General features: G+C 60.9%; 21 protein-coding genes. 20 read left to right on the top strand and 1 reads right to left on the bottom strand.

Going from position 1 to position 25,340, the window contains the following annotated elements; translation table 11 throughout:
* Positions 1–204 precede the first annotated feature (204 nt).
* From Q7S58_RS00295 to Q7S58_RS00390, 20 genes are all read left to right on the top strand, one after another.
* Complete coding sequence (locus Q7S58_RS00295; RefSeq protein ID WP_304819602.1) at positions 205–609, top strand: hypothetical protein; 405 nt, start codon at positions 205–207, stop codon at positions 607–609.
* Complete coding sequence (locus Q7S58_RS00300) at positions 573–1,439, top strand: hypothetical protein (protein ID WP_304819604.1); 867 nt, start codon at positions 573–575, stop codon at positions 1,437–1,439. The genes Q7S58_RS00295 and Q7S58_RS00300 overlap by 37 nt, the downstream gene beginning before the upstream one ends.
* Positions 1,440–1,484: 45 nt before the next feature.
* Positions 1,485–5,573: a G8 domain-containing protein gene (locus Q7S58_RS00305; RefSeq protein WP_304819606.1), complete on the top strand. Its 4,089-nt coding sequence runs from the start codon at positions 1,485–1,487 to the stop codon at positions 5,571–5,573.
* 183 nt (positions 5,574–5,756) lie between these two features.
* Positions 5,757–7,421: a thaumatin family protein gene (locus Q7S58_RS00310; RefSeq protein WP_304819608.1), complete on the top strand. Its 1,665-nt coding sequence runs from the start codon at positions 5,757–5,759 to the stop codon at positions 7,419–7,421.
* Between the two features lie 149 nt (positions 7,422–7,570).
* The gene (gene glp, locus Q7S58_RS00315) at positions 7,571–8,854 is read left to right on the top strand and encodes a gephyrin-like molybdotransferase Glp (RefSeq protein ID WP_304819610.1); all 1,284 of its coding nucleotides are present in this window, start codon (positions 7,571–7,573) and stop codon (positions 8,852–8,854) included.
* Positions 8,855–9,173: 319 nt separating this feature from the next.
* On the top strand, positions 9,174–9,653 hold the full coding sequence (gene ispF / locus Q7S58_RS00320) for a 2-C-methyl-D-erythritol 2,4-cyclodiphosphate synthase (protein ID WP_304819612.1): 480 nt from the start codon (positions 9,174–9,176) through the stop codon (positions 9,651–9,653).
* 230 nt (positions 9,654–9,883) lie between these two features.
* Positions 9,884–10,123 (top strand): hypothetical protein, encoded by a 240-nt coding sequence (locus Q7S58_RS00325; RefSeq protein WP_304819614.1) that lies wholly within the window; start codon positions 9,884–9,886, stop codon positions 10,121–10,123.
* Positions 10,124–10,240: 117 nt separating this feature from the next.
* Positions 10,241–11,269 carry a Gfo/Idh/MocA family protein gene (locus Q7S58_RS00330; protein WP_304819616.1) on the top strand — a complete coding sequence of 343 codons (1,029 nt, stop codon included), beginning with the start codon at positions 10,241–10,243 and terminating at the stop codon, positions 11,267–11,269.
* Between the two features lie 223 nt (positions 11,270–11,492).
* Positions 11,493–12,146: a TetR/AcrR family transcriptional regulator gene (locus tag Q7S58_RS00335; RefSeq protein WP_304819618.1), complete on the top strand. Its 654-nt coding sequence runs from the start codon at positions 11,493–11,495 to the stop codon at positions 12,144–12,146.
* A 31-nt stretch (positions 12,147–12,177) separates the two neighbouring features.
* A complete protein-coding gene (gene hpnH / locus Q7S58_RS00340; RefSeq protein ID WP_304819620.1) occupies positions 12,178–13,182 on the top strand; it encodes an adenosyl-hopene transferase HpnH in 1,005 nt (334 codons plus the stop codon).
* An 11-nt stretch (positions 13,183–13,193) separates the two neighbouring features.
* Positions 13,194–14,084, top strand: a complete 891-nt coding sequence (locus Q7S58_RS00345) for a polyprenyl synthetase family protein (protein ID WP_304819622.1) — start codon at positions 13,194–13,196, stop codon at positions 14,082–14,084.
* Positions 14,081–15,145, top strand: coding sequence for a zinc-binding dehydrogenase (locus Q7S58_RS00350; RefSeq protein ID WP_304819624.1), 1,065 nt, complete (start codon positions 14,081–14,083; stop codon positions 15,143–15,145). The genes Q7S58_RS00345 and Q7S58_RS00350 overlap by 4 nt, the downstream gene beginning before the upstream one ends.
* Before the next feature lie 126 nt (positions 15,146–15,271).
* Positions 15,272–17,227, top strand: coding sequence for a squalene--hopene cyclase (shc, locus tag Q7S58_RS00355; protein WP_304819625.1), 1,956 nt, complete (start codon positions 15,272–15,274; stop codon positions 17,225–17,227).
* A 10-nt stretch (positions 17,228–17,237) separates the two neighbouring features.
* Positions 17,238–18,407 carry a 1-deoxy-D-xylulose-5-phosphate reductoisomerase gene (locus tag Q7S58_RS00360; protein WP_304819627.1) on the top strand — a complete coding sequence of 390 codons (1,170 nt, stop codon included), beginning with the start codon at positions 17,238–17,240 and terminating at the stop codon, positions 18,405–18,407.
* A gap of 4 nt (positions 18,408–18,411) precedes the next feature.
* Entirely contained in the window at positions 18,412–19,335 is a 924-nt protein-coding gene (gene hpnC, locus Q7S58_RS00365; protein ID WP_304819629.1) for a squalene synthase HpnC, read from the top strand.
* A 1-nt stretch (position 19,336) separates the two neighbouring features.
* A complete protein-coding gene (hpnD, locus tag Q7S58_RS00370) occupies positions 19,337–20,239 on the top strand; it encodes a presqualene diphosphate synthase HpnD (RefSeq protein WP_304819631.1) in 903 nt (300 codons plus the stop codon).
* 13 nt (positions 20,240–20,252) lie between these two features.
* Positions 20,253–21,626 (top strand): hydroxysqualene dehydroxylase HpnE, encoded by a 1,374-nt coding sequence (gene hpnE / locus Q7S58_RS00375; RefSeq protein ID WP_304819633.1) that lies wholly within the window; start codon positions 20,253–20,255, stop codon positions 21,624–21,626.
* 3 nt (positions 21,627–21,629) lie between these two features.
* Positions 21,630–22,643, top strand: coding sequence for a hopanoid-associated sugar epimerase (hpnA, locus tag Q7S58_RS00380; RefSeq protein WP_304819635.1), 1,014 nt, complete (start codon positions 21,630–21,632; stop codon positions 22,641–22,643).
* 3 nt (positions 22,644–22,646) lie between these two features.
* Positions 22,647–23,618 carry a carotenoid biosynthesis protein gene (locus Q7S58_RS00385; RefSeq protein ID WP_304819637.1) on the top strand — a complete coding sequence of 324 codons (972 nt, stop codon included), beginning with the start codon at positions 22,647–22,649 and terminating at the stop codon, positions 23,616–23,618.
* A 114-nt stretch (positions 23,619–23,732) separates the two neighbouring features.
* Entirely contained in the window at positions 23,733–24,533 is an 801-nt protein-coding gene (locus Q7S58_RS00390; protein ID WP_304819639.1) for an SDR family NAD(P)-dependent oxidoreductase, read from the top strand.
* Here the strand turns inward: Q7S58_RS00390 and Q7S58_RS00395 are convergent.
* Positions 24,499–25,287 carry a hypothetical protein gene (locus tag Q7S58_RS00395; protein WP_304819641.1) on the bottom strand — a complete coding sequence of 263 codons (789 nt, stop codon included), beginning with the start codon at positions 25,285–25,287 and terminating at the stop codon, positions 24,499–24,501. The genes Q7S58_RS00390 and Q7S58_RS00395 overlap by 35 nt on opposite strands.
* Positions 25,288–25,340: the final 53 nt, after the last annotated feature.

Here is a 25,340-nt window from a genome sequence, read left to right on the forward strand (position 1 = left end):
ATTCGAGGGGTGGTCTGGGGGCACGGCAGAAACGGAAGATCGCCACTAAAATTGCAACGGCAGTTGGCGCGGCGATCTTGTGGGCGGTCGCACTGGCAGGATGCAACAGCGGCGGAGGAGGCGCGGTGAGCCCGGCGGGCCAAGCCGGGGTCCGCGACGAATTCGAGCATCATCGCGGTCGATTGCATCACGCAAAGGGCGTATGTGCCGCTGCCCGGCCTGAACGACAATCTGCACGGACAAGTCGCAGTGCTCGATTTGAGCGTCGATCCCGACCAGGCCAACCCGCTGATTACGATCATCGATATCGGACAAATCGCGTTGCCGCGAGCGGCGGCGGTGCATCTTGAAAGCGGTACCGTGCTGGTGCTGGTGGACAACGTGCTCGATACGGGCGTGCTGCTGCTGATCAATGAGGCCGACAACTCGCTCAGCGCGATTGCTTTCCCGACCGGCAGCCGTCCCGGCGAAAACTCGGGCGTGGTGGTCGATCCGGAAAACCTGACCGCGCTGATCTCGATGACCGACTCGGTCGATGATTGCACGGCTGGACTCGGCGGATGCACCAGGCGGTGTTCAATCTCACCTCGCGCACATTTGGTCCGCTGATTTTGACGTTGTTCGACGTGGATAGTTTCGCGCTGAACTTTTCGGACAACGTGGCGCTCTTTTCGTCCGATCTGGTTACGCCGCAACTTTTGGCGGTGAACGTACCGAAGGCGGACGTCTGCTCGATTATCGACAAGAACGTGGAGAATCTCAACGCCGATCCGGACGGGATCGCGGTGGATCCGACCACCAATATCTGGGTCGCGGGGAACTTCGAATCGCCACTCGCTTCGGTGATCAATTTTAACGGTTCGACCTTTACTGGCAGCGGCACTCTGACCTGCACGCTGACGGAGGCCGGCACGCCGCCCAATTCGATTAATCACGACACGGGGACTGGCGCATCGGGGATGGCGGGGGTGGCGATCAATCCGCGGACGCATCAGGCGCTCGTGACGGCGGTGGACGGCAATCAGATCGCGCTGCTAAGCCTCCCGAAGAAGACACTGACGCAAATAACGGCCGCGGACGTCAGCAGCGTGAGCGCCACTATCCCGCCGGATCCGGAGGGCACAGACTTCAACGCGGCAGAATTTCCGTACGGTGTCGTAATCGATAGTTGTCAAAATCGGGGCTACGTACTGGACGACAGCCGGAGCTTTCTGGCGCAGGTGGATCTGAAGACTCTCCAGAAGCATCCCGAGGTGATCGGCACGGCGCTGCCTGCGGGCACCTGCGCCGGCGTATCCACCTCGTTCCAATGTGACAACGGCAACGGAGTGCGATTCTATCCGCTACCCGGGGCGTCGAGCAGTTCATCGATTCCGCTGCCAGCACAGTTTTCCGATGAACCTTACAAGCGCCGGAAGAGCGCGAAGTATCGAAACTAACAAGTCAAATTTGATCGTCCATCTTTTCGGATGAGGGCAGCTTCGATGACCAAACCTAGTTTCACGAAAGGATCAGAAGTGCCGGGTATTTCCAGCGAAGGAAGGCAATTGCCGCGGCGCCTGTCGTTCAGAGCGTCGCTTGTCTGGCTTAGCCTGCTCGCGATGCTACTGGTCCCGCTGAACGTTATGAGTGGCAGCCGCCTTCCCGGCGAACGTCGCGCGCATCATGGCGCTCGCCATCACCACCGTGGTCGTGATGGAGTACCGACTGACCCTCCCCCGCGGACAGGTCGTTTAGCAGCGGCAGAATGCGAGGTGCCCTCCGGATTGGCAAAGCTGTCCAAGTGTATCGGCAGCGATACGGCCAAAACGGTGATAATCGGGGGCGCAACTGGAACGGGAGACTGCGCCGGCAGCGGCGTCACTGCCTATGTAGATCAGGCGGCGATGACGATGGGGCGGATCACGATTAACGCTGGCAGCGCACTCAAGGTGTTCGATCGGACAGCGCAATTGCCTGTGAAAGTCCATACTACCGGTATGGATGTGTTCGGCACCTTTGAAGTTGGTAACCCGGTGTGCCCGATCGGCACCATCAATCCTGCGACGGTGGTGAAGTTTACCTTCAAAGGACCTAAAGATCCCACCTGCACCAACAACAGTTGTCCCGGCTATACCAAGGGAATCCAGGTCGAGAAGGGCGGTACGCTTCGGATGTTTGGGGCGAAAGGAGCGCCTGCCAAAGGTGTGAGTTGGACCAATCTCGCAGACGCGGCAGGTCCGATAACCTACGACGCGGCCCACAACGTCAAGCGCCCGGCGAAATCACCCACCCAGATCGTGGTGGCTGACGACGTAACAGTGAAACCGAACGCATGGCAGGCGAACGATGTGATAGCGGTCGCAGGCACTGGCTTCAGTCCGTTCGAGACCGAGTTCGTAACTATTCTGAGCTTCGGCGCACTGACGGCGGCAGGCCGGATCGTTAACCTTTCACCATTCACGCCGCTCAAGTTCTACCATTTCGGTTCGTTGCCGCCGACCAAGGGGACAGTCAGCACCTGCAAGGACAAGAATGGCGCGCTGGTTCCGGCTTCTTTTTGCGACAAGGAGGATAGGAACTTTGGCGTTGACGAGCGAGCCGAAGTGGCGCTTATCAGCCGCAACATCAAGCTAAACTCGGACACGCCGGCCGCGGGAATTGACAATCATTGGGGCGGAGAAACGCGGTTCATCGCGGGCTTTGCGGAGGTATCGATCCAGGGAGTCGAAATCGAGAAGTTTGGCAAGGAAAAGCTTGGGAGCTATCCTTTGCATTTCCATATGGATGGCGACGTGGTGAAGAGCGGATCGAAGGTGCTGCTCAACGCGAATAGCATCCATCATAGCTACAACAAGTGCATCACCGTACATTCGACCCAGAATCTGACTATCACGAATAACGTGTGCGCGCGGATCGTCGGGCACATCTTCTACGAGGAAATCGGCGACGAGGATAACATCACGTTCACCCACAATTTGGGCCTGGGCGCGATGAGCAATTCGTTCGACATCAACGACTCCTTCAACGCGACCGATAACACCGGATACAAGAGGGACGGCCTGATCAAGGCTTACTGGTGGCCGGGCGACTACCTGGTCGATCCACTCAACCTGGCTACCAACAAACTGCCGTTCGATGCGTTCAAGATTCGCGACACCGACGATCCGTCGAATGGGACGGCGGGCCAATGCTTCAAGTTTGGCGATCCGAACGGTGCCGATAACGGCTCCTTTCTTCCAGCTGACCCATCGACCCCTCCATGTAAATCGACAGACTACTACCTCGAGCCCCCATCAGGATTCTGGATTGTCAATCCGAGTGCCAAGCTGAGTGCCAATTCGATAGGTGGGTGCCAGGGAGAAGGCAAGGGCTACTGGTACGTGCCACCTTCGAGAGGACCCTTGGGCAGCAAGAAATTCATCCCGGTCGGCACCTACGCCGGCTTAGGCGATCCGCACGGAGAATTCACCGACAATCGCGTTCACGGCTGCGATTCCGGACTCTACAGCGGTGACCAGCAGGATATCACAGCGGAAGCGCTGCAGCCCTATCAGAACGGAGTAAAGTCGTCGACCAGCCATCCGGTGGTCGGAGAATTCACCGGAATCGTAGCGACGCGTAACCGCAATCGGGGGCTTTGGTTGCGACCTAATTTCTACACCGTAAGGGATGCCCGGCTCGCGACTAATCGGGATAGCGTGTCGCTGGTGACTTCCGGAGGCCCTGACGGCAACTATCCCGGAATCTATTCGCTGTTTAAAGATGCGGTAGTAGTAGGAGTCAGCCAGAATAACGTCGATCGTTTTGGACCATGCCCGGGCATCAGGAATATTGCCAATTTTTCCCAGGCAGGCGGCGGTAGATTCGGTTGCATCGACAAGACAACCGCCAAGAAAGGCTCGACAGGCACCGGCGGCGACCTAATCGGCAACGGTTACCCCGACAACCGATGGAACCTGGCCGGATACATGATCTATGACGGTCCGGCGCTGATATTCCATGACCGCTTCGTCAATTTCAAAGTCGATCCAACCAATCTGCTGACGACCACCGACGCAGCTTTTCTCAGCACTCCGCCGCCGCCAACTCCTCCGCCTCCTAGCGGAGTGTACGAAGGTGATGCCGCGTTGGGATGGTTTCAGGGCAATCAAAGCTCCTATCCGACCGCGACCGCAAGTAAGGACCTGGTCTGGGACAAGACGGATTTTCGGCATCAGGTATATACTGATCAGGTCAAGATTTCCGGCTTCCTGGATGGCGACAAGAACACTGCAATTATCGATCTCGACGGGACGCTTAGCCGCTACAAGGTCAAGGCAATCAGCGATACGACCTTGGACGGGCACCTGCATCCAATTTCGCTCAACAACCTGGAGCTGAATGCCGCGGGCGGCGATCCCGGCGGTTCAGTTGATGAGTGCCAGGCAACTGGGAAACAGGATGCGAAGCTCGAGGGACGCGCCAGCGCGAACCTGTCGCCAGGAGAAGTAGGAGCGCTCGAATTCGAGGCGCTATTTCCGAATCCGCCCGCACCGGACGCGAAGGTTGATGACAAACGGCACGAGCAGAAAATTTCATTCACCAAGGACTCGACAGAATTCAGCGGAGCGCTCCTTCAACATCCAGTCATGGTTCTGGACGGCCGCGATGCGCAAGGGATTTGGGAGCCTAAGGTGCAGTCTGGTTATGGCTACACCGTAAGCGCGAGCGCGGGCCTCCCTGCGGTCGTGCATGTAGGCTTGGCGGACGTCGTGAAGCCTAACATCACGGAAGACACGCCTTTCTACGTGCGGGTGGGTATCTGCTATCAAGGCACTGGCACCAACGCACAGAATGGACATCCTAAGGAAGGCGCTTTAACCGTTACTCAAGGCTACAGATCTTGGGGCGGAGGTGGCGTCGATCCTGCCGATCAGCTAATCAGGACGGCCTACAACCAGTTGGATGGCCAGGCCAATGGACTGACCAAGACCGAGTCTTGCTTCAATATTGACCATCAAAACTATGTCAAGAACCAGACCTGTCCATCGGTTGGAGTGTTTCCGTTGCTGAGTGATACCTGCCCGGCGGGTGCGGACAAGAAAGACACCACGCGCAAGCTGTGCATCTACTCGAAGAAGACCTTGGAAGAGGCCGATTCGACCTGTACCAATCCCTCGTGTCTCGTTTCCGGAGGGAAGCCGGTGCTGGACAAGTATTTCTATGATCCGACTACGGGCTGGCTCTTCTTCAACGTCGCACAGACCAGGGCCAACGCGCTCGGACCTTCGCCGCTGGGTGCATGTACGGGAGCAACCACAGATCCGTACTTTTGTCCCTCGAAGACAGGAGGCGAGAGTTACTATGTGTGTCCGGCTGAGGGGTGCTTTAGCTACGCCGTCACTTTGAACGATCCAAGCTGGGCTCCGGCGGCGTCCAACTGTCCGGATCCTTACGTCGCATACGGCACTCCGGCGACACCAACGCTCGATGGCAAACTGGTATCGGTTATCGATAGCAGCACAGTGACTCGGGTTCAGGACGCGGGAAAGGACGGTAAGTTCCCGCACTACAATCCGGCCGCCGAGCCGAAGGACTGCGTAACGCCGTAGTGACGAGATCTAGCAGGGTGTGGCATGAGGTCGAACGATTAACCCCGCAAACGGGCGTCGAGCGCACCCAGGATTGAAATTCGGATGCAAGCGAAGTTTGGGAGAAATATCGAACGTTTGGCTGGAGCATCGAGTATGGTGACTCTTCGAGGTCTGACAACCTGGCGCAACGGGCGAAGTCGAGTGAGTTACTCGATTGTAAGTGTCGCGCTGCTGGCGATGGCATTCGGTTGGGCTATCCAGCTTGCAGGACCTAGTAGCGCCCGCGCTGACGAGCTAACTGAGGTAGCGAACCGATCGCTGAATGAACCAGGAATCTTCTCAACGGCAGAGCCGTCGGTTCAGGCAGAAGTTGCAGGCCAGCCGCAGAGACGTCTGAAGGGCGCGCCGCCTGATCCTTGTTTGAAGAACCTGCCGGTTCCGGTGCCGCAAGGCGGAGCGCATCGAGTGATCCAGTTGGTCAACTGTTCGAGCCAGACCATGCTGGGAGCTGCGAACGCCGCTGCGAGATTCGGAACACCACTCACTCCGGTATTGCCGCGCGAGAAGACCTGGGTGCTGAAACCTGCGGGATCGCCCAACAACGCAAACGTTCTGACCATCGACATACCGCCGCAATGGGAAAATACCAAACCCGAAGGCAGTGTAGGTCCACGGCTCTGGGCGAGAACTGGTTGTCGATATGATGTCGCGTCGGATCGGGCGCAGTGCGAGACAGGCGGCTGCGGCGGCAAGTACGATTGCAGCAAGGCCAAGCTGGGAGCATCAGTCGGGACAACAGTTTCGGAGTGGACCTTCTACGAGCCAGTTGAGAGCGGCGATCACAAGATCAAGTACTTCAAGGATTCCCCGGATATCAGCGCGGTGGATGGAGTGAATCTGAACATGGACATCCAGCCGCTCGGCGGCAGCCCAAAAGATCCGTTTGACGCGCAAGGCGGTCACGATATCGGATGGCTGGCGGAAAACTACCCGCTCAGCCAACACGGCAAGGATCTTCGGGCAGCGGGCAAATGCGACCCCGATTTTCGGCTCAAGCGATCGGATCTCACGACCGGCTTGTATGCATTTGTGATCGTAGCGAACGACCGCAAACCGAAGGGAGGAGATGGGACGGTGGCCTGCTTCTCGAATTGCGCTAGATACGCCTACCCGACACCGCCGGATAAGAGCTGCGACGCCAGCGATCGCGATTCGAAGTGCTATAAGTGGAAGGCTTTTTGTCTCGGCGATCCTACGCAATACGGCCAGAAGTGCACTAAAGACAGTGACTGTCCGGTGGCGGGTTCGTGTTGGGATAATCCAGGCTCTAAACTCGACCATACCTGCCAGGGCCGGGCATTCATCAAGAAGAACACCTGTCCCGAAAAAGTTTGTACCTTTCCTTACAACTATAGAGATCCGGTCAACGGTACAGTCTTCAAATCCACACAGCCTCCGTTCGGCAATTGCGACGATGTCAGCACGGACAAGCGCGACTGCATCGGCGACGACACCATTCACGAGGTATTGCCCAAGGCGTATTCGTGGCCCAACGATCCGCAGGTTTACGGTGGCGACGCGAAAGCCTACCGAGTCATCATCGCGCCAGGCGGCACCAACATCCCGATTACGCCCTTGGCACCCATTCCGGTATGCAGCACGCTGCCCGGGATATACGACTATTCCAAGTGGTATGGAGGGGCGGGGAAGTGCATAAACGGGAACACCGACTGCCATCCCTGCGACATCGAGCTAAACAAAAACGGCGCGGTGTTCGGGGTAGCGCGTCCGAGACCTGATTCGTGGTCTTGCAACCTTCCTCCCGCGGCTTCCGGGAACGACGGGGTTATCTGCAAGTGGAAGTAGCCGGACCGCAACCAGCTCGGCGAAGTAAGTAAGAACAGCTAGAAAGAGGTGTGCGGCAGGGATCGATTACTGCCGCACACTTCATTTCGGGCAGATCAATTCCGGGATGTTTCAATCATTCGCGCCGCGCGGGTATCCTGAAGGACCAGATGATCAGCGCTGACGAAGCTCTCCAAATCGTGCTCGACAATGTGAGTCCGCTCGGCGTCGAGCGGGTCGCGATGGTCGATGCGCTCGGCAGGATGCTGGCCGAGGAGATCCGCTCCTCGCGCGATATCCCGGGCTTCGACAACTCCGCGATGGATGGCTACGCGGTGCGCGCGGCCGATATCGCGAGTGCGTCGGAGAGCAATCCGGTCAGGCTGGCCGTGGTCGAGACCGTGGGCGCGGGGCAGATACCGACGCGCCGGGTCAAGGCCGGAGAGGCGGTGCGCACGATGACCGGTGCGCCGATCGCGGAAGGCGCCGACGCGATAATCCAGGTCGAGCGCACGCGCGGCGGCGGCGATAGCGTCGAGATCCTGGCGCCGGCCGAGGCGCGATCGTTCATCCGGCCGCGCGGCGAGGATCTCAAGCTTGGGCAGTTGGTGATGTCGGTGGGGAAACGGCTCACGCCGGCGGACCTCGGGATGCTCGCGTCGGTGAATCGCGCGATGGTCGAGGTGAATCGGCGTCCGCGGGTCGCAATCGTTGCGACGGGCGACGAGCTGGTGGATGTCGATCAGCCGCCCGTGGGCGCGCAGGTCGTGAACTCGAGCGCATACGCGTTGGCGGGTGCGACGCTTGAATGCGGCGGCCTGCCGACGATCCTGAAAGTGGCGCGCGACGAGCGCGACGAGATCACCGCGCGGCTCGCCGAGGCGATGACGTTCGACGTGGTGCTCTCGACCGGCGGCGTGTCGGTCGGGCAGTTCGATCACGTCAAGGGCGCGCTCGACGCGCTCGGGATGAAGCAGTTGTTTCATGGCGTCGCACAGCGGCCGGGGCGTCCGCTCAAGTTCGGCACTTGTGGCTACCGGCCGATTTTCGGTTTGCCGGGGAATCCGGTCTCGACGCTGGTCTGCTTCTATCTTTACGCGCGCCCCGCGATTCTGAAGATGGGCGGCCGGCGCGACGTTGGGCTGCCGCGGGTGCGGGCGCGATGCGGCGTCGATATCAAAATCGCGAAGGACCTGACCGAGTTTGTGCGAGTGAAGCTCGCGCGCGACGGCGATCAAATCGTGGCGACGCCGACCGGCAATCAGGGGTCGGGAATTTTGAGTTCGATGTCGCTGTCGGACGGGCTGCTGATCGGACCGGCGGCGACGAATCTACTCGAAAAAGGCGCTCAGGCGATGGTCTTGTTGGTCGGCGGAACCGAAACGCTGGGCGCGGACGCGGGCGGCGCGGTGACGGAAGACACGCTGTTTACGTCGCGGCGCCAGAGCCATTGAATGACCAGCGTCACGGCGGCGCCGAAGATCGCGGAAGCGAGGATCAGGCTCGACACTCTCATCCCGACGAAGACGCCGAACGGCAACAGGTAGAACTTGATCAGGTCGAACTGATAGTTCGCGTAGATGACGTACAAAACCCAGAGGACGAGGATGGCGCCTAAGATGAATCTGGGGGTTTTGACAAATGCGGGCATCGCGGCGCGGCCTCCTGAGGGTGCGATGTGAAAAGCTTGTCCGCTGAAATCGCGCTTGTCAACGCAGCGACATGGGGTGGAAATGCCGATGCAGCCAAATTCACTGCGGCCGAAGGAGATCGATGCGGTTCCGCGTAGGCAACGGATTCGACTTTCATCCGCTCGAAGCGGGCCGGCGGCTGGTGCTCGGCGGAGTCGAGATCGCGCATGAGAAGGGGCTGCGCGGGCATTCGGACGCCGACGTAGCGGCGCACGCGCTCGCCAACGCGATCCTGGGGGCGATCGGTGCGGGCGACTTGGGGCGTCATTTCCCGGACAGCGATCCGCAGTACAAGGATGCGGACTCGATCGCGCTGCTCGCGCAGGTCGGCAAACTTGCGCGCGAGCGCGGATGGCGCCTCGGCAACGCGGACCTTACGATATTTGCGCAGGCACCGCGCCTGAAGCCGTACCTGGATGCGATGCGCGGGCGAATCGCGGCGGCGCTCGAGGCGGACCAATCGACGATCAATGTGAAGGCGTCGAGTCCGGAAGGAATCGGCGCGCTGGGTCGCGGCGACGGAATGGCGGCGGCGGCAATCGTGATGCTCGAGGCGGATTAACGAGCCGCGAGCATCGTCGCGACGCAGCGGTAGGATGGCGGTGCAGTCGAATCACGGCATCTGAGCTGCTGGCGTTAGATTCAGATCGCGCTCGAAACAAGCCGGAGAGATGGGAAAATCGCAGATGCTCGCGCGCTCGCGGGTCGTCGCGACGTGGCAGCGCTCTTGCTCTCCCTCAAGAGCAGCGGCGGATCACGGCATCCGCGTCCTGACAGGGAGGGTTAAGCGACATGTTCGCATGGATTTTTATCGGACTAATCTCGGGCTGGCTCGCCGGCAAGATCGTCAATGGCAACGGCTACGGCGTGATGGCGGATATCGCGCTTGGCTTGGTCGGCGGAATCGTGGGCGGGATGATTTTCGCGATCCTTGGCGTGCAGGCGCATAACTTCGTCGGCGCGATCCTGATGTCCACCGCAGGCGCAACGACGCTGGTGATCGCGACGCGAATTATCCGCGACGAAATCTGATTGGCCTAATCAACCGGCTCGCCCAAAATCGAATAGCCGTTCGCCATCCTGAATAAACGAACGCCCCTCGGTTGCCCGCTATCGCGCTTTCACTCAGACTGATCGGCGCTGGTGGCGATGAAACTGAGGGGCGCAATATCGGGATTCGGCGAGGTCGCGGCAAGGGCTCATCTGCCGGGATGGTGCACGCGCGACAACGTGAATATCAGCGCGGTGCACGATCCGGTTGCCGAGCGCAGGCATGAGGCAATTCGGCTGATCAAGAGTGTCCGGGTTTATGACGATCTCCGCTTGATGCTCGACGGCGAGGCGGTGGACTTCGTCGATATCGCGAGTCCGCCGGCGCTGCACGCCCGTTCGATTCGCGCGGCGCTCGAGGCCGGCGCGCACGTACTGGTCGAAAAGCCGCTCTGCCTCGATTTCGGGGAATTCCATCGGTTGAAGCGCCTGGCGGTCGAAAAACGCCGCGTGCTGATGTGCGTGCACAACTGGAAGTATGCGCCGCCGTATGCGGCGGCGCGGCGCGCGATCGAGCAAGGGCGTCTCGGTGAAGTTTGGTCCATCACGATCGATCGACTGCGCACCGAGCCCGCGGGCGCGGGCGGCGCTGGCGGCAAGTGGCGAACGTCGTCGGCGTCGGGCGGCGGAATCCTGATCGATCATGGCTGGCACGTTTTCTACCTGATGCACTGGCTGCTGGGCGGCGCCACACCCTTCTCGATTTCCGCGCGCCTCGAGACGCCGGCTGGTTGCGAGGTGGACGAAGTGGCAAGAGTGAATATCCTGTTTGAGAACGGCGTAACCGCGAAGTCCCATCTTTCGTGGCGCGCATCGAGCCGCCGAACGTCGGCGAAAATCCTGGGTGCGCTCGGGCTTATGGTAATAGAAGGTGACCGGGTCATCCTGAGCAAAATGGACGGGAGCACAGAAGATCTGTCGGCGCCTGACGTCGCCGCCGATTCGTACCATCCGGCGTGGTTCGGCGGCGTGGCCGAGGAGTTCGAGCAGGCGGTTGCAACAGGTCCCGATTCGATTGTCGCGCGGCAGAATCTTGCCGAGGCCGGCGCGGCGATTGGCATGATCGCGGCTGCACGAGAATCGGCGACGATTGGCGGCGAGGACGTCGATATGCCGAAGGTAACTTGAGCATCGGCGGAAATTCCCTAAAATCGACCTTTCTGACCGACTGACCGCTCGGACGGTAGCTTGACTTATCTGATATGGACGGTAGAGTTGCCTCTTGACCGAATGGTTAGGCTAATCGGTGGTGCGGAGGATCAAATCGGTCAGTCCGGGCGGTCGATCGTGAAGATTTGCGCGAAGATTGGTGGCACAAATTACGAAATAAGGGGCAGGATTTCAGGCATCTATGGGCGCATCGCAGGCTAAAGGGATCGAGCAACGGGCTGGGTCGCAGGATTCACGCGACGAGATATTGAAAGCCGCGATGCATCTGTTTGCCGATCGCGGATTTCATGAAACCTCGATGTCCGAGGTCGCGCGCGAGGCGCGGGTCAGCAAGGCGCTGATTTTCTGGCATTTCAAGACCAAGGAAGAGCTGTTCGTCGCGGTGTTGAATCGATTGCTCGAGCCGTACGTGATCGATTTTGCGGAAGAGGCGGGGGCCCTGGATGAGCGCGCCCAGATTCAGAAGCTGGTCGAGTTCTATCTGCTGTTCGTGCGTGAGAATGTGAGTTCGGTGCGTTTCTTCCTGGCGCAGATGCTCCACGATCCGCATCTGTCGGAGAGTCTCAACGAACAAGTGCTGCGGCTCTACAGCGGCTACCGGGATTTGCTGACCGAGCTGATAGCGCGGTCGCAGGAAAAGGGCATCTGCACTCGCCGTTTCGCGCCCGAGGCGGCGACCAGTTTCCTGCTGTCGGCGCTGAATGGTTTATTGATCGAACATCTGTTCATGGGCGCCAAAGCGGTGGATTCGGAGGGCGCAGTCGCGATGGTGGGGGAGTGGCTGTTCGGCGACTCGAAGGAACCATCGCCAGAAGGCGGCAATCCGGCTGCCTGATTTTCTGAACGAGTAGAGAGAACATCCAAAGATGCGCATTCCGCTTAGACAGATGATCGATCTCGGCCGGTATATCGGTTCCAAAAAGCGCGCGGGCGAGAAATATTTCCCGTTGGTGTTGATGCTCGAACCGCTGCACGCGTGCAACCTCGCCTGTATCGGTTGCGGGCGAATCGTCGAGTACAAGGACACGATTCGCGACATGATGACGCTCGACGAGGCGCTCAGGTCGGCGGAGGAAGCGAACGCGCCGATCGTTTCGATCTGCGGCGGCGAACCGCTGATGTACAAGCATATCGCGCCGCTGACCAAGGGATTGATCGAGCAGCAGAAGCGCCACGTGATGATCTGCACCAACGCGATCCTGCTCGAGCGCTTCGTCAAACAGGTCGAGCCAAGCCCGTACTTGAGCTTCAATATCCATCTTGACGGGATGCGCGAGACCAACGATCGCGTGACCGATCGCCAGGGTCATTTCGACATCGTGGTGAAGATGATCAAGATGCTGAAGGAGAAGGGCTATCGCGTGCAGACCAATACGACGGTCTTCCGCGAGACCACCAGCGAGGAACTCGAGGACATGATCAAGTTCCTGACGACGCTGAAGGTGGATGGGATGCTGCTCAGCCCGGGCTATCACTACCAGGTGCTGGGCAATGACGAGGTGTACCTCAAGAAAGAGGAGATGCCTCACAAGTTCATGAAGGTTCGCGACATGGCGAACGACTACAAGATCGTCAACACGCCGATCTACCTCGACTACCTGGTCGGCAAGCGCGATCTGACCTGCAGTCCGTGGACGACGGTGACGCGCAATCCGCAAGGATGGAAGGGCCCCTGCTACCTGATCACCAACGGGCATTACAAGACGTTTGAAGAAATGCACGCGGCGACCGATTGGGAATATTACCGGACCAAGCAGGACATCCGATGCCGCGACTGCAAGCTGCATTCGGGATTCGAGGGCACGGTCGCGCTCGATTTCGGCAAGAACCTGAAAGATTCGTGGCGGATGGTCCGTCACTACGTGGCCTAGAAGAAAAAGCATTGTTCGACCTCGATCGCTATCTGAAAGAGCGCGCCCAACTGATCGACCGGGAGTTGGCGGCCAGTATCGATGAGCCTCGGGGCGCGGCGGCGCGCCTGTACGAGGCGATGCGCTACAGCTTGCTCGCGGGCGGCAAACGGCTGCGGCCGGTGCTGGTGCTCGCGTCGTGCGAGGCGGTGGGCGGAAAGATCGAAGCTGCGATGGGACTCGCGTGCGCAGTCGAGATGATTCACACCTATTCGCTGATTCATGACGACCTGCCGTGCATGGACGACGACGATTTCCGGCGCGGACGCCCGACCAATCACAAAGTTTATGGCGAAGCGATCGCGACGCTCGCTGGCGATGCCCTGCTGACCGACGCGTTCGAGGTGCTGGTGCGCAAGTCGCCGGACAGCGCGGAGCCGAGGATCGTGCTCGAGACAATCGCGGAACTGGCGAACGCGGCAGGCTCGGCAGGGATGGTCGGCGGGCAGGTGATCGATCTGCTCGGCGAGGGCAAGTCGAAGACGATCGACGAGCTCGAGGAACTGCACGCGAAGAAGACGGGCGCACTGTTTTTGGCGTCGGTGCGCGGCGGCGCTCGGCTCGGCGGCGCGAACGAATCGCAGATCGAATCGCTGGATGCGTACGCGCGGGCGCTCGGCCTCGCGTTCCAGGTCGTGGATGATTTGCTCGACGTGCAAGGCACGCCTGAACAGATGGGCAAGCGCACACAGAAGGATCAGGAGCGCGGCAAGGCGACCTATCCGGCGATATTGGGAATCGAACGATCGGTCGATTTGGCGCGCGAACTCGAAAGCAGGGCTAATCGCGCGCTTAAGGGCTTCGACGCCGGCGCCGAGCCGCTCAGGCATCTCGCGACGTTCGTGGTGGAGCGCAAGCTGTGAGCGAGCTGTCGGCAATCGCGATCGGGCATCAGCAACCGCGCCAGGCGATGCTGGTCGAGCTGGGGCGTCTCGAGCTGCGCGACTATACGCCGCCGCGTCCCGGGCCCGGCGAGCTGTTGATCGAAGTGCGCTGCGCGCTTAGCTGCGGCACCGATCTGAAAACATTTCGCCGCGGTCATCCGATTTGGAAACTGCCGACGCCGTTCGGTCACGAATTTTCAGGCGTGGTGGTCGAAGCCGGCGCGGGCGTGAAGTCATTCAAGGCGGGCGACGAAGTGATGGCGGCGCCGACTGCGCCGTGCGGGATTTGCTTCTACTGCCAACACGGGCAGGAAAATCTGTGCGCGCTCGCGATGGACAAGATGGTGATGGGCGCGTACGCAGACCTGCTGCTGCTGCCGGCGCACGTCGTCGCGCGCAACACGTTTATCAAGCCAGTGGGATTGCCGTTCGAGGAGGCCGCGCTGCTGGAACCGCTCTCGTGCGTGATTCATGCGCAGGAAATGGCGCATCCGCAGAAATCGGAATCGGTGCTGATTATTGGCGGAGGCGCATTCGGCCTGATGCACATGCTCGGGCTGAAAGCGTCGGGGGTGCGCGAGGTAGCGGTGCTCGGACGCGGCGCACAGCGGCTCAAGTGGGCCGCGGAAATGGGCGCCGACGAGGTGATCGATGCGCGCGGCGACGGTGCGATCGCGGAAGTGGCGCGGCTCAACGGCGGCTTCGGGCCGGACCTCGTAATCGAATGCACCGGCCAGGTTCAGGGCTGGGAGGATGCGCTCGCGCGGGTGCGTCGCGGCGGCCGGGTGGTGTTTTTCGGCGGATGTCCGTCCGGCACGAAGCTCAGCGTCGATACGCGCCGGATGCATTACGACAATCTGACATTGATTGCGCCGTTTCATTCTCGTCCGCGCGACGTGCGGCGCGCGTTTGAATTGCTGGCGGCGCGGACGGCGGGATTTGGCGCGATCGTGAATGCGCGGCGCTCGCTCAGCGAACTGGCGGAAGTATTTGCGATGCTCGAGCGCGGCGAGGTGCTGAAGTGCGCGGTAATTCCGTAGCGGTCGTTCGAGGCGAGTCGCGCGCGCATGACAACCGTTGTCAGAGCGCCGGATCGTGTCGGAGGGGCCGCAGGCAATGCGGGAAGATGGTGGCGGGAGCGGGATGAGGATCAAGCTGGGAGAAATATGAGTCAGGCAATTTCTATCGACAATATGGCGGCGCTGTCGCCGCACGACGAGTTCGTGGCCAAGGTCGATTACACGATCGAACGCGCGCAAAATTCGCTGCTCGCGCTGCAGAAGCCCGAGGGCTACTGGCACGGCGCGCTCGAAGCGAACGCGGAGATGAACGCCGAGTACATCATCTTCACCCACTTCATGGACACGGTCGATATCGAACTCGAAGCGCGGCTCAAAAAATATCTGCTCGATACGCAGAGCGCGGACGGAAGCTGGAGTCTCTTTCCGGGCGGCGAGGGCTATCTGTCGAGCACGATCGAGGCCTACTTCGCGCTCAAGCTGACGGGCATGCGGGCTGGCGACGAACCGATGGCGCAGGCGCGGCGCTGGATCCTGGCGAAGGGCGGAATCGTGAACTGCGGCACGCTCGCCCGCTTCTACCTGGCGGCGATGGGGCAGATCACGTGGGACGCGACCGCCGCGCTGCCGATCGAAATCGTGCTGCTGCCGAACTGGTTTCCGATCAACATTTACGAATTGGGATCGTGGGCGCGCGGCACGCTGATGGCCTTGATGCTGATGCAGACGGCTCGGCCGGCCAAGCAGATCGACTATCAGAGGGGCATCCTGGAGCTGTATATACAGCCGCCGCATTTCACGAAGTTCAAGCAGCCGCGCGGCAAGAAGCTGCTCTCGCTGCGCAATTTGCTTAACGTTGGAGATCGGGGACTACGCCTTTACGACAAGCACAATGTTGCGTCGCTGCGCGCTAGTGCGATCCGCAAGACGGAAGAATGGATCGTCGACCATCAGGATGAAAACGGCTCGTGGGGCGGAATCGAGCCGTGCTATCTGCTGAGCGCGATGGCGCTCAAGGCGATTGGCTATCGCAACGATCATCCGGTGCTGAGAAAGGCGATCGCTGCTTCGCGCGAACTCGTCTGGGATTTTCCGGATAGCGCGCTATACATGCCGTGCGTTTCGCCCAACTGGGACTCGGCGTTGGCGGGGCGCGCATTGCTGGACTCGGGAATTGCGGGAGATCATCCGGCGCTGCGCAAGGCGGCGTCGTGGTTTATCGATCACCAGATTTTCAATAAGGGCGATTGGTCGGTGAAGCGGCCAGCGCTCGAAGCGGGCGGATGGGCATTTCAGTTCTACAACGACTCCTACCCCGACGTGGACGATTCGGCGGTGATACTTTCGGTGCTGGCCGAGTCGAGCGTGGGTGACGCGGCGGCGAAAGAACGATCGATGCGCGCCGGCGCGAACTGGGTAATGGGGATGCAATCGAAGGACGGCGGATTTGCCGCGTTCGATGCCGACAACGATTCGACCTGGATGAATCATTTGCCGCTCGCGGACGTCGAGGCGGTCACCGATCCCTCGTGCCCCGATCTCACCGGCCGCGTGCTCGACATGATGGCGTCGGTCGGCTATCGGAGCGATCATCCGGTCGCCAAACGCGCGATCGAATGGCTGAAGCGCAATCAATCGAGCCACGGCGGATGGTGGGGCCGGTGGGGCGTGAATTACATCTACGGAACCTCGTCGGCGTTGTCGGGCTTGCGCGCGATCGGCGTCGATATGAAGCAGCCGTGGATCAGGCGCGCGGTCGCGTGGCTTAAGTCTAAGCAGAACGCCGATGGCGGATGGGGCGAGAGCCCGCTCTCGGACCAGGATCCGGCGTGGCACGGGCGCGGCACGAGTACGGCGTCGCAGACCGCGTGGGCATTGATTGCGCTGGTCGCGGGCGAGGACGACGTAAGCGAATCCGCGATGCGCGGCGCGCAGTGGCTCTCAGAGCGGCAGAACGACGACGGCGCTTGGGACGAGACGGAGCATACCGGCAACGGTTTCCCGAATCATTTTTATCTTCGCTACCATTTGTATGCGCATTATTTTCCGCTGATGGCGCTCGGACGTTTTCGGCGGCGGCTAATGGAACGGTCGGCGCGTTAGAGCTTGCGCGATGAAAGCGATTTCAATTCTAGGCTCGACCGGTTCGGTGGGCGTGACGACGCTGGACGTCGTCGGCCGCTTCAAGGATCGATTTCGCATCGTCGCGATGGCGGCTGGCCGCAACCTGGATTTGTTCGCCGAGCAAGTCAAAGCGTTTCGCCCCGAACTGGTTTCGGTCGCGACGCCGGAACTCGCGAAGGAACTCGCTGAACGAATCGGCGGCGAACGCGTGACGATCGTTCATGGACTCGAAGGCGCGATCGCGGTCGCGACGCATCCTGAATCGAAGCTGGTGATGTCGGCGCTGGTCGGCGCGATGGGACTCAGGCCGACGTTGGCGGCGATCAACGCGGGCAAGGATATCGCGTTTGCGAACAAGGAAGTGCTGGTGATCGCGGGCGAGTTGATCACGGCCGCGGTGGAGAAAAATCGCGTGCGCCTGTTGCCGGTCGATAGCGAGCACAACGCGATCTTTCAGTGCCTCGAAGGGCGCGGCCGCGCCGGGCTGAAGAGAATCATCCTCACCGCGTCGGGCGGGCCGTTTCGCGAACTGCCGGCCGATCGATTCGCGTCGATTACGATCGAGCAGGCGCTGAAGCATCCGACCTGGACGATGGGCAGCAAGATTACGATCGATTCGGCGACGCTGATGAACAAGGGCCTCGAGGTGATCGAGGCGCGCTGGCTGTTCGATCTCACCGCGGCGCAAATTTCCGTGGTGATTCATCCGCAGAGCGTGATCCATTCGATGGTCGAGATGGTCGATGGGTCGGTGATCGCAGAGATGGCGATTCCCGACATGGCGATTCCGGTGGCGTACGCACTTGCGTATCCGGATCGCTTGCCGATGCCGCATCTGAAGCGGCTGTCGCTGGTTGAAACCTCGAAACTTACATTTGAAGACCCCGACCTGGGGCGCTTTCCGTGCTTGAGGCTCGCTTATGACGCGCTCGAAGCGGGGCACACGATGCCGGCTTGCCTGAACGCTGCGAATGAAGAATTGGTGGCAGGATTTCTCGGCGGGAGAGTGCGTTTCGCCGACATCCCGGGGCATCTCGAATCGGTGATGGCGCGTCATCCGAATGCGCCCGCGCGGACGATCGAGGACCTGCTGGAGACGGACGGATGGGCACGCGCGGCGGCGCGAGAACTGATCGCGGCGAAATCGGTCGCGGCTTGAGATCATGGGCAGCGTGCAAACAAATCCGCAGATCAACCCGGCGTTCGCGCTGGCGTCGATTCCAACGTCGGCGCCGCCGGCTGGTGATTTCGACCTCGTGAGCGCGTATGAATTCTGCGCGCGGCTGGCGCGATCGCACTACGAAAACTTCACCGTCGCGTCGTGGCTGATGCCGCGCGAGATGCGGCCGCACATGTACGCGATTTATGCGTACGCGCGGATGGCCGACGATTTCGCGGATGAGCATCACGATGTCGCGATGCTCGATGATTGGGAGCGGCAACTCGACGGGGCCTACGATGGCACGCCGCGGCATCCGGTGTTTATCGCACTCGCGGACACGGTGCGCCGCTTCGAAATTCCGCGCGCGCCGTTCAAGAATCTGCTCGTGGCGTTTCGCTCCGACGTAAACTTCAAGGGGTTCGACACGCTGGACGATCTGTTCGCGTACTCGCGCAATTCGGCGAATCCGGTTGGTCGGCTGGTGCTCTACCTGTTCGGTTATTGCGACGCAGAGCGACAACGGTTGTCGGACCTGGTGTGCAGCGGATTGCAGCTCGCGAATTTCTGGCAGGACGTCGCGATCGATCTGACCAAGGGCCGAATCTATCTGCCGCGGCGTGACATGGAAAAGTTTGGCGTGAGTGCGGCGGAGCTCGAGGCGCATACGCCGTCGAAGCAATTTATCGAACTGATGCGTCATGAAGTGGGCGTCGCGCGCGCGATGCTGCTGGAGGGCGGCGAGCTGCATCGCGTCGTGGACAAGCGGCTGCGCCGCGACATCGTGATGTTCGCCGGCGGCGGGCTCGCGATCCTGCGCGCGATCGAGCGGGTCGGATACGACGTGGTTCGCGCACGGCCTGAACTCAAGAAATTCGACTATCTCAAACTGGGATGGAGCGCGCTGCGTGGGCGGCTCGAGGGCTGAAGTGGCGGTCGCGGCATCGGCGTCCTCGAGCGCGCACAACGGCGCTTTGCTGGAAGCGGACTACGAGCGATGCGCGCAAGTGACGCGTCGATCGTCGTCGAATTTTTACTACGCCTTCATGCTGCTGCCGGCGGAGCGGCGCCGCGCGCTGCATGCGGTGTACGCGTTCTGCCGTTTCGTGGATGACATCGCAGACGATGAATCGGTGCGCGATCCGGCGTATCTGCTGGACAAATGGCGCGACGAATTGGGACGCGTCTACGCGGGCGATCCAACGCGGCCGGTGTCGCGGGCGCTGGCCGACAGCGTGCGGCGATTCAGGATTCCGCGGCGGCATTTCGAAGATGTGATCGCGGGCGTTGAGATGGATCTCTCGCGCGATCGCTATCCTACGTTCGAGGAGCTCAGGCTGTACTGCTATCGCGTCGCGTCGGCGGTGGGACTGATTTGCATCGAGATTTTCGGGTACCGGAATCCGTCGGCGAAATCGTATGCGGAGAATCTCGGTATCGCATTTCAGCTCACGAATATTTTGCGCGACGTGCGGGAAGATGCCGGACGCAAGCGAATTTATCTTCCGCTCGAAGACCTGAAACGATTCGGCGTCAGCGAGGATGACATCCTGCGCGGCGTCTATAGCGGCAATTTTGTCAGCCTGATGGATTTTGAAGCGAAACGAGCGCGGCAATTTTACGAACTCGCGCTTGGACAACTTGCTCCAGAAGATCGAGCGACGCTGCTGACGGCGGAAGCGATGCGATTAATTTACGGCGCGCTGCTCGAGCGGATTATCAAATCGAATTATCGCGTGCTCGATCGGCGTCACAGCCTTTCGGCGCCGCACAAACTTTACCTGGTCGGGCGCGCGTGGGCCGCAAGTCGATTAAGCGCGCGGATCGGATGACACTTAATTCCGAATGACCACAACCAATACGATGCCTGGCGCGAAGGATGTGGTCGTAATCGGCGCCGGATTCGCCGGACTTAGCGCCGCCGTCGCGCTGGCCAGCAAGGGGTTTCGCGTCGTCGTGCTCGAAGGCAAGCCGGCGCTGGGCGGACGCGCGTATTCGTTCTCCGACGCGGAGACCGGGGATTTCGTCGATAACGGCCAGCACGTGCTGATGGGTTGCTACAGCGAGACGCTCGATTTTATCGAACAGATCGGCGCGCGCGACAAGCTGGTATTTCAGGAGGATCTCGAAATCGAAATGCTGGCCGGAGCGGGACGAAGCGCGCGGCTTCGGACCAGCCGGCTGCCGGGGCCGTTGCATATGTCGGGCGCGCTGCTCGGTTATGGTCATCTGACGACGCGCGAGCGAGTCGCGGCGATGCGCGCGGGGTTCAAGTTGCTGGCGATGCGCCGGCGCGGAGAGTTGAAGAATCTGACGGTGTCCGAGTTGATGGATCGGCTCGGGCAGTCGGAAAATGCGCGGCAATGTTTTTGGTATCCGATATCGGTCGCGACTCTGAATGACGAGCCCGAATCGTCGTCGGCGGAATTGCTGGCGGAGGTTCTGAAGCGCGCATTTTTTTCGCGCCGCCGCGACTCGGCGTTTGTCTATTCGCGGGTGGGGCTCAGCGATCTCTATTGCACGGGCGCGAAACAGTTCATCGAGCGTGCGGGCGGCGCGGTCGAAACGCGGGCGACGGTTGAGATGCTCGAACCGGGTGAGGGCGGAAGAATCCAGAGCGTGAGGCTTCGCGGCGGACGGCGAATCGAGGCGTCGAATTTCATCGCGGCGGTGCCGGCGCCCCAGTTGATGCGGCTCTTGCCGGAGAACGCGGTCGCCAACAATTTCTTCGCGCGGCTGGCGGGGCTGTCCAGTTCGCCGATTATCTGCGCGCACGTATGGTTCGATCGCGAAATCACCGACTCGCCGTTCGTAGGATTTATCGACACGACTACGCAATGGATGTTCAACAAGCGGCGCATCTTCAGCGAGCGCGGCGAGCAGCATCCGGGGTACCTGAGTTTCGTGATCAGCGGCGCGCGCAAGCTGATCGATCTGGGCAACGACGAATTGATCGCAATCGTGATGCGCGATCTAAAGCGGATGATACCGGCCGCGGCGGAAGCGAACGTCGTCAAATGGCTGGTGCTCAAGGAAAAACAGGCGACGATGGCGCCCGACCTGAGTTCGCATGAACTGCGGCCGACGGTCGAGACGCCGATCCCGAATTTTTTTCTGGCGGGCGACTGGATCCAGACCGGGCTGCCCGCAACGATCGAAAGCGCGGTGATTGCGGGACGCGCGGCAGCAAATGCGATAGTATCGCGGGCGGGCGGATAAGCGATGGCGCCGGAAAAAACAAGGACCGCGCTCGTCACCGGCGCCAACGGATTTGTCGGGAGCCACGTTGCGCGCGCGTTGCTGGCGCGCGGCGATCGCGTGCGGGTGCTGGTGCGCGAGCAGGCTGATCTGCGCGCGCTGGCCGGCCTCGACGTGGAAATAATCCGCGGCGATTTGCGCTACTTCGATTCGGTCGAGCGCGCGGTCAAAGGATGCGACGAGGTCTATCACGTCGCGGCTGATTACCGGCTGTGGGTGACGGATCCCGCGCCGATGTACGCCACCAACGTCGAGGGGACCCGGCACGTGCTGCGCGCGGCTGCGGCATCGGGCGTAGTACGAATCGTATATACGAGCACCGTGGGGGCGCTGGGGATACCGCACGGCGGAATCGGGAAGGAGGACACGCCGTCCTCGCTCGACGATATGCCGGGGCATTATAAGCGATCGAAATTCATGGCGGAGCAGGAGGCGCTCGCGGCGGCCAAAAGCGGCGTGCCGGTGGTAATCGTGAATCCTTCAACGCCGATCGGCGCGCTCGATTTCAAGCCGACTCCGACCGGACGAATCATCGTGGATTTTCTGAATCGGCGGATGCCGGCTTACGTCGAGACGGGGCTGAATTTGGTCGATGTCGAGGACGTCGCGCGCGGCCATCTGCTGGCGGCGGAGCGCGGACGTATCGGTGAAAAATACATTTTGGGCGGGGAAAACGTCACGCTCAGGGATTTTCTGGGACGCCTCGCGAGCATTTCGGGACTGCCCGCACCGGTTTTGCGGATTCCGTACGCGGTTGCGTTTGGCTACGCGCTCGGTGCGGAAGCGTTTGCCCGCGCGGTGACGCGCCGGGCGCCGCGCGCGAGCCTGACCGAAGTGCGGATGTCGCGCAAACGGATGTTCTTCGATTCGTCGAAAGCGCAGGCGGAGCTGGGCTACGAGCCCAAGGCGATCGAAGGTGCGCTTCGTAGCGCGATCGAGTTTTATCAGTCGCAAATTACGTCCAGGAGCGCTGCATAGCCAATGCGTCTGCTGCTACTGACTATTGCGCTGCGTCCGTACGTATTCATTTTCCTGGCGAGTTTTTTACTAATTGCAATAGTCAATTTCGGAATCCGCACTACTATACTGTTCGGGGTGCTGACTTACGTGGTGTCGCTCGCGTGCGAGTGGTCGTCGGTGCACAACGGGTTCCCGTTCGGCTTGTATCACTATATCGAGACGACTCGCGGGCGCGAGCTTTGGGTGTTCGGCGTGCCTTTCATGGACTCGCTGTCATTTACGTTCCTGGGCTTCGCGAGTTACACGGTGGCGTTGCTGCTGAGTGCGCCGCTTTATCGGCGCGGCGCGGACGTGCGGCTGCTCGACACGTGGGAGATACGGCGCGCGCCGCGGGTGTGGCTGATGGCGGCGCTATTCATGGTCATGATTGACCTGGTGGTCGATCCGCTGAGCGTGCTGGGCGACAGGTGGTTTCTCGGCAAGATTTTCTGGTACGACCCGCCGGGGCCTCATTTCGGGGTGCCGATCAGCAACTATCTGGGCTGGTATTTGGTGGCGGCGATCACGATCGCGATTTTCCAGTTCCTCGACGCGCGGCTGAATCGAAGCGGGGATGCGCCGCAGGGAGCGATGCCGTCGTTGCCGTCGCGCGCGCTGCTCGGGGCGGCGCTTTATTCGGGAATAGTCATTTTCGGTATCACGATGCTATTTCGAATCGGCGCGCCGAATATAGGATGGGCGGCGGTGTTTATATATTTGCCGTTCCTGGTATTAGCCATTCATATACTCACTCGGCGGGATTGCTATGGCGACGCCGCCGCGGTCGAGCGCCATCTGAAAGATTTTCCCTATGAGCGTGGCTTGCCGGTGTGGAAGGGCGACGCCGAGAAAAGGGCACGAGTGTCGAACGGGCCGGGTGCGTTGGCGGGCGATCCAGCACCCTCACCTGCCTCGTCGCGTTCCGCGACTTCGGCTTCCTCTCCCGTAAGATAACGGGCGAGGGAATCAGGACGGAGCGGCGCGGCTTTCAATATATTTGGGGTTGTGACAAGCCGTTGTAGCAAACGTGAATCGTCGATCTTTAATCGGACCGCAGAGGAAACACAGATGCTGCTAAAAGACAAAGTCGTGTTGGTCACGGGCGCAGGCTCTGGAATCGGACAAGCGAGCGCGATTCGATTTGCGCAGGAAGGCGCCAAGGTAATGGTCGCCGACGTGCGAGCGGAATCGGCCAGCAACACCGCCGCGATGATCGAGAAGGCCGCGGGCACTGCGAAATCGATCGCAGTGGACGTGCGAATCGGGGCGCAAGTCGAGCGCATGGTCAACGAAACGGTCAAAGCGTTCGGCCGGCTCGATGTGCTGTTCAACAACGCCGGCGTGTACGTGCCGAAGAACGTCGTCGATACCACCGAAGAGGAATGGGACTGGGTGGTGGACGTTTGCATGAAGGGCGTGTTCTTCGGGTGCAAGTACGCGATTCCGCAGATGATCAAGCAGGGCGGCGGCGTGATTATCAATACGGCGAGCGGCGCGGGCCTCGAGGGGGTGCCGAATCTCGGCGCGTATCAGGCGGCGAAGGGCGGCGTGGTGATCATGTCGAAGGGAATTGCGCTGGATTTCGCGCGGCATCAGATTCGATGCGTTTCGATTTGTCCGGGCGTGATCGAGACGCCGATCGCGGAGAATTGCAACCAGGCGCCGGCCGGGAGTTCGTCGCAGGTGTGGGAGCGCACGGGCAATATGCATCCGCTGGGGCGCAACGGAAAGCCGGAGGAGGTCGCGGCGCTGGCGGCGTTCCTCGCTTCGGACCAGGCGGCGTTTATCACCGGAGTGGCGGTGCCGATCGACGGCGGATTCAATGCGGGCGCGTTCATCCCGCCGAACCGGTCGCGCGCCTCTTCTTAGCGGAGGGGAGGTCGCCGTCGTAAGCGATCGCTTCGAGGGCGTCGGCGATAGATTTAGTCGCGCGCCCGAGATTGCGAATCATCTTGGGCAATTCGAGCACGACGCCGGGATTGCGCACGAAAAAGGAGGTCGCGGCAAGCGGGCGCACGCGGCCCTGCTCGTCGAGCATCTCCGCGCCGGGAACTTCGTCGTCCACTTCGTCGAGCACGGCGCGAATCGAGATGAATGGAATTCCGCGAACGCTCGCTTCGTCGGCGATAGCGGCGGTTTCCATGTCGACGGCGATAGCGCCGGTGTGGTCTTTGGCGCGGCGTTTCTCGGCGGCGCTGATCACGCGATGCATGGTCAGCATCGCGCCGATCGAGTGGCGGAGACCGGCGCGAGTCAGCGCGCGGCCAGCGTCCTGAAGGTCTGATGCTGCGATCGAATCGACGCGCCGCGCGACTTCGCTGCCGGCGTCGAGCATCAGAATCCGATCGGCGAGAACCAGATCTCCGGGCTTGAGACCGGCGGAGAGCGCGCCGGCCACGCCAGTGGCAATTATTTTTTCGGGCTCTGGAACGAGTTCGAATGCGCTGAGCGCGGTTTCGCGCGCGCGGCGATGCCCGATGCCGTGACCGATCACGGTGAACTGCTTGCCCGCGACGGTCGCGGTGAACCCGTGCAAGCCGTGGTGCGAAATCGGCGATCGAGGTTTGCAGCGTCGTTTGAACGGCGCGATCTCGCGGGCGAATGCGTAGAAGAGCAGTATCACTGAAGCGATCTCATAGCTGGAAATCCGCGCGACGGTTGAGCGTCGGCGCAGAT

It is taken from the genome of Candidatus Binatus sp. (assembly GCF_030646925.1).
Taxonomy (GTDB): Bacteria; Desulfobacterota; Binatia; order Binatales; family Binataceae; genus Binatus.

Bases quoted from the DNA above. Each gene is read 5' to 3' on its own strand.
- shc (WP_304819625.1), top strand. From the start codon at position 15,272: ATGAGTCAGGCAATTTCTATCGACAATATGGCGGCGCTGTCGCCGCAC.
- ispF (WP_304819612.1), top strand. From the start codon at position 9,174: ATGCGGTTCCGCGTAGGCAACGGATTCGACTTTCATCCGCTCGAAGCG.
- Q7S58_RS00385 (WP_304819637.1), top strand. From the start codon at position 22,647: ATGCGTCTGCTGCTACTGACTATTGCGCTGCGTCCGTACGTATTCATT.
- hpnE (WP_304819633.1), top strand. From the start codon at position 20,253: ATGACCACAACCAATACGATGCCTGGCGCGAAGGATGTGGTCGTAATC.
- Q7S58_RS00390 (WP_304819639.1), top strand. From the start codon at position 23,733: ATGCTGCTAAAAGACAAAGTCGTGTTGGTCACGGGCGCAGGCTCTGGA.
- hpnC (WP_304819629.1), top strand. From the start codon at position 18,412: ATGGGCAGCGTGCAAACAAATCCGCAGATCAACCCGGCGTTCGCGCTG.
- Q7S58_RS00330 (WP_304819616.1), top strand. From the start codon at position 10,241: ATGAAACTGAGGGGCGCAATATCGGGATTCGGCGAGGTCGCGGCAAGG.
- Q7S58_RS00335 (WP_304819618.1), top strand. From the start codon at position 11,493: ATGGGCGCATCGCAGGCTAAAGGGATCGAGCAACGGGCTGGGTCGCAG.
- glp (WP_304819610.1), top strand. From the start codon at position 7,571: ATGATCAGCGCTGACGAAGCTCTCCAAATCGTGCTCGACAATGTGAGT.
- Q7S58_RS00305 (WP_304819606.1), top strand. From the start codon at position 1,485: ATGACCAAACCTAGTTTCACGAAAGGATCAGAAGTGCCGGGTATTTCC.
- Q7S58_RS00325 (WP_304819614.1), top strand. From the start codon at position 9,884: ATGTTCGCATGGATTTTTATCGGACTAATCTCGGGCTGGCTCGCCGGC.
- hpnH (WP_304819620.1), top strand. From the start codon at position 12,178: ATGCGCATTCCGCTTAGACAGATGATCGATCTCGGCCGGTATATCGGT.
- hpnA (WP_304819635.1), top strand. From the start codon at position 21,630: ATGGCGCCGGAAAAAACAAGGACCGCGCTCGTCACCGGCGCCAACGGA.
- Q7S58_RS00360 (WP_304819627.1), top strand. From the start codon at position 17,238: ATGAAAGCGATTTCAATTCTAGGCTCGACCGGTTCGGTGGGCGTGACG.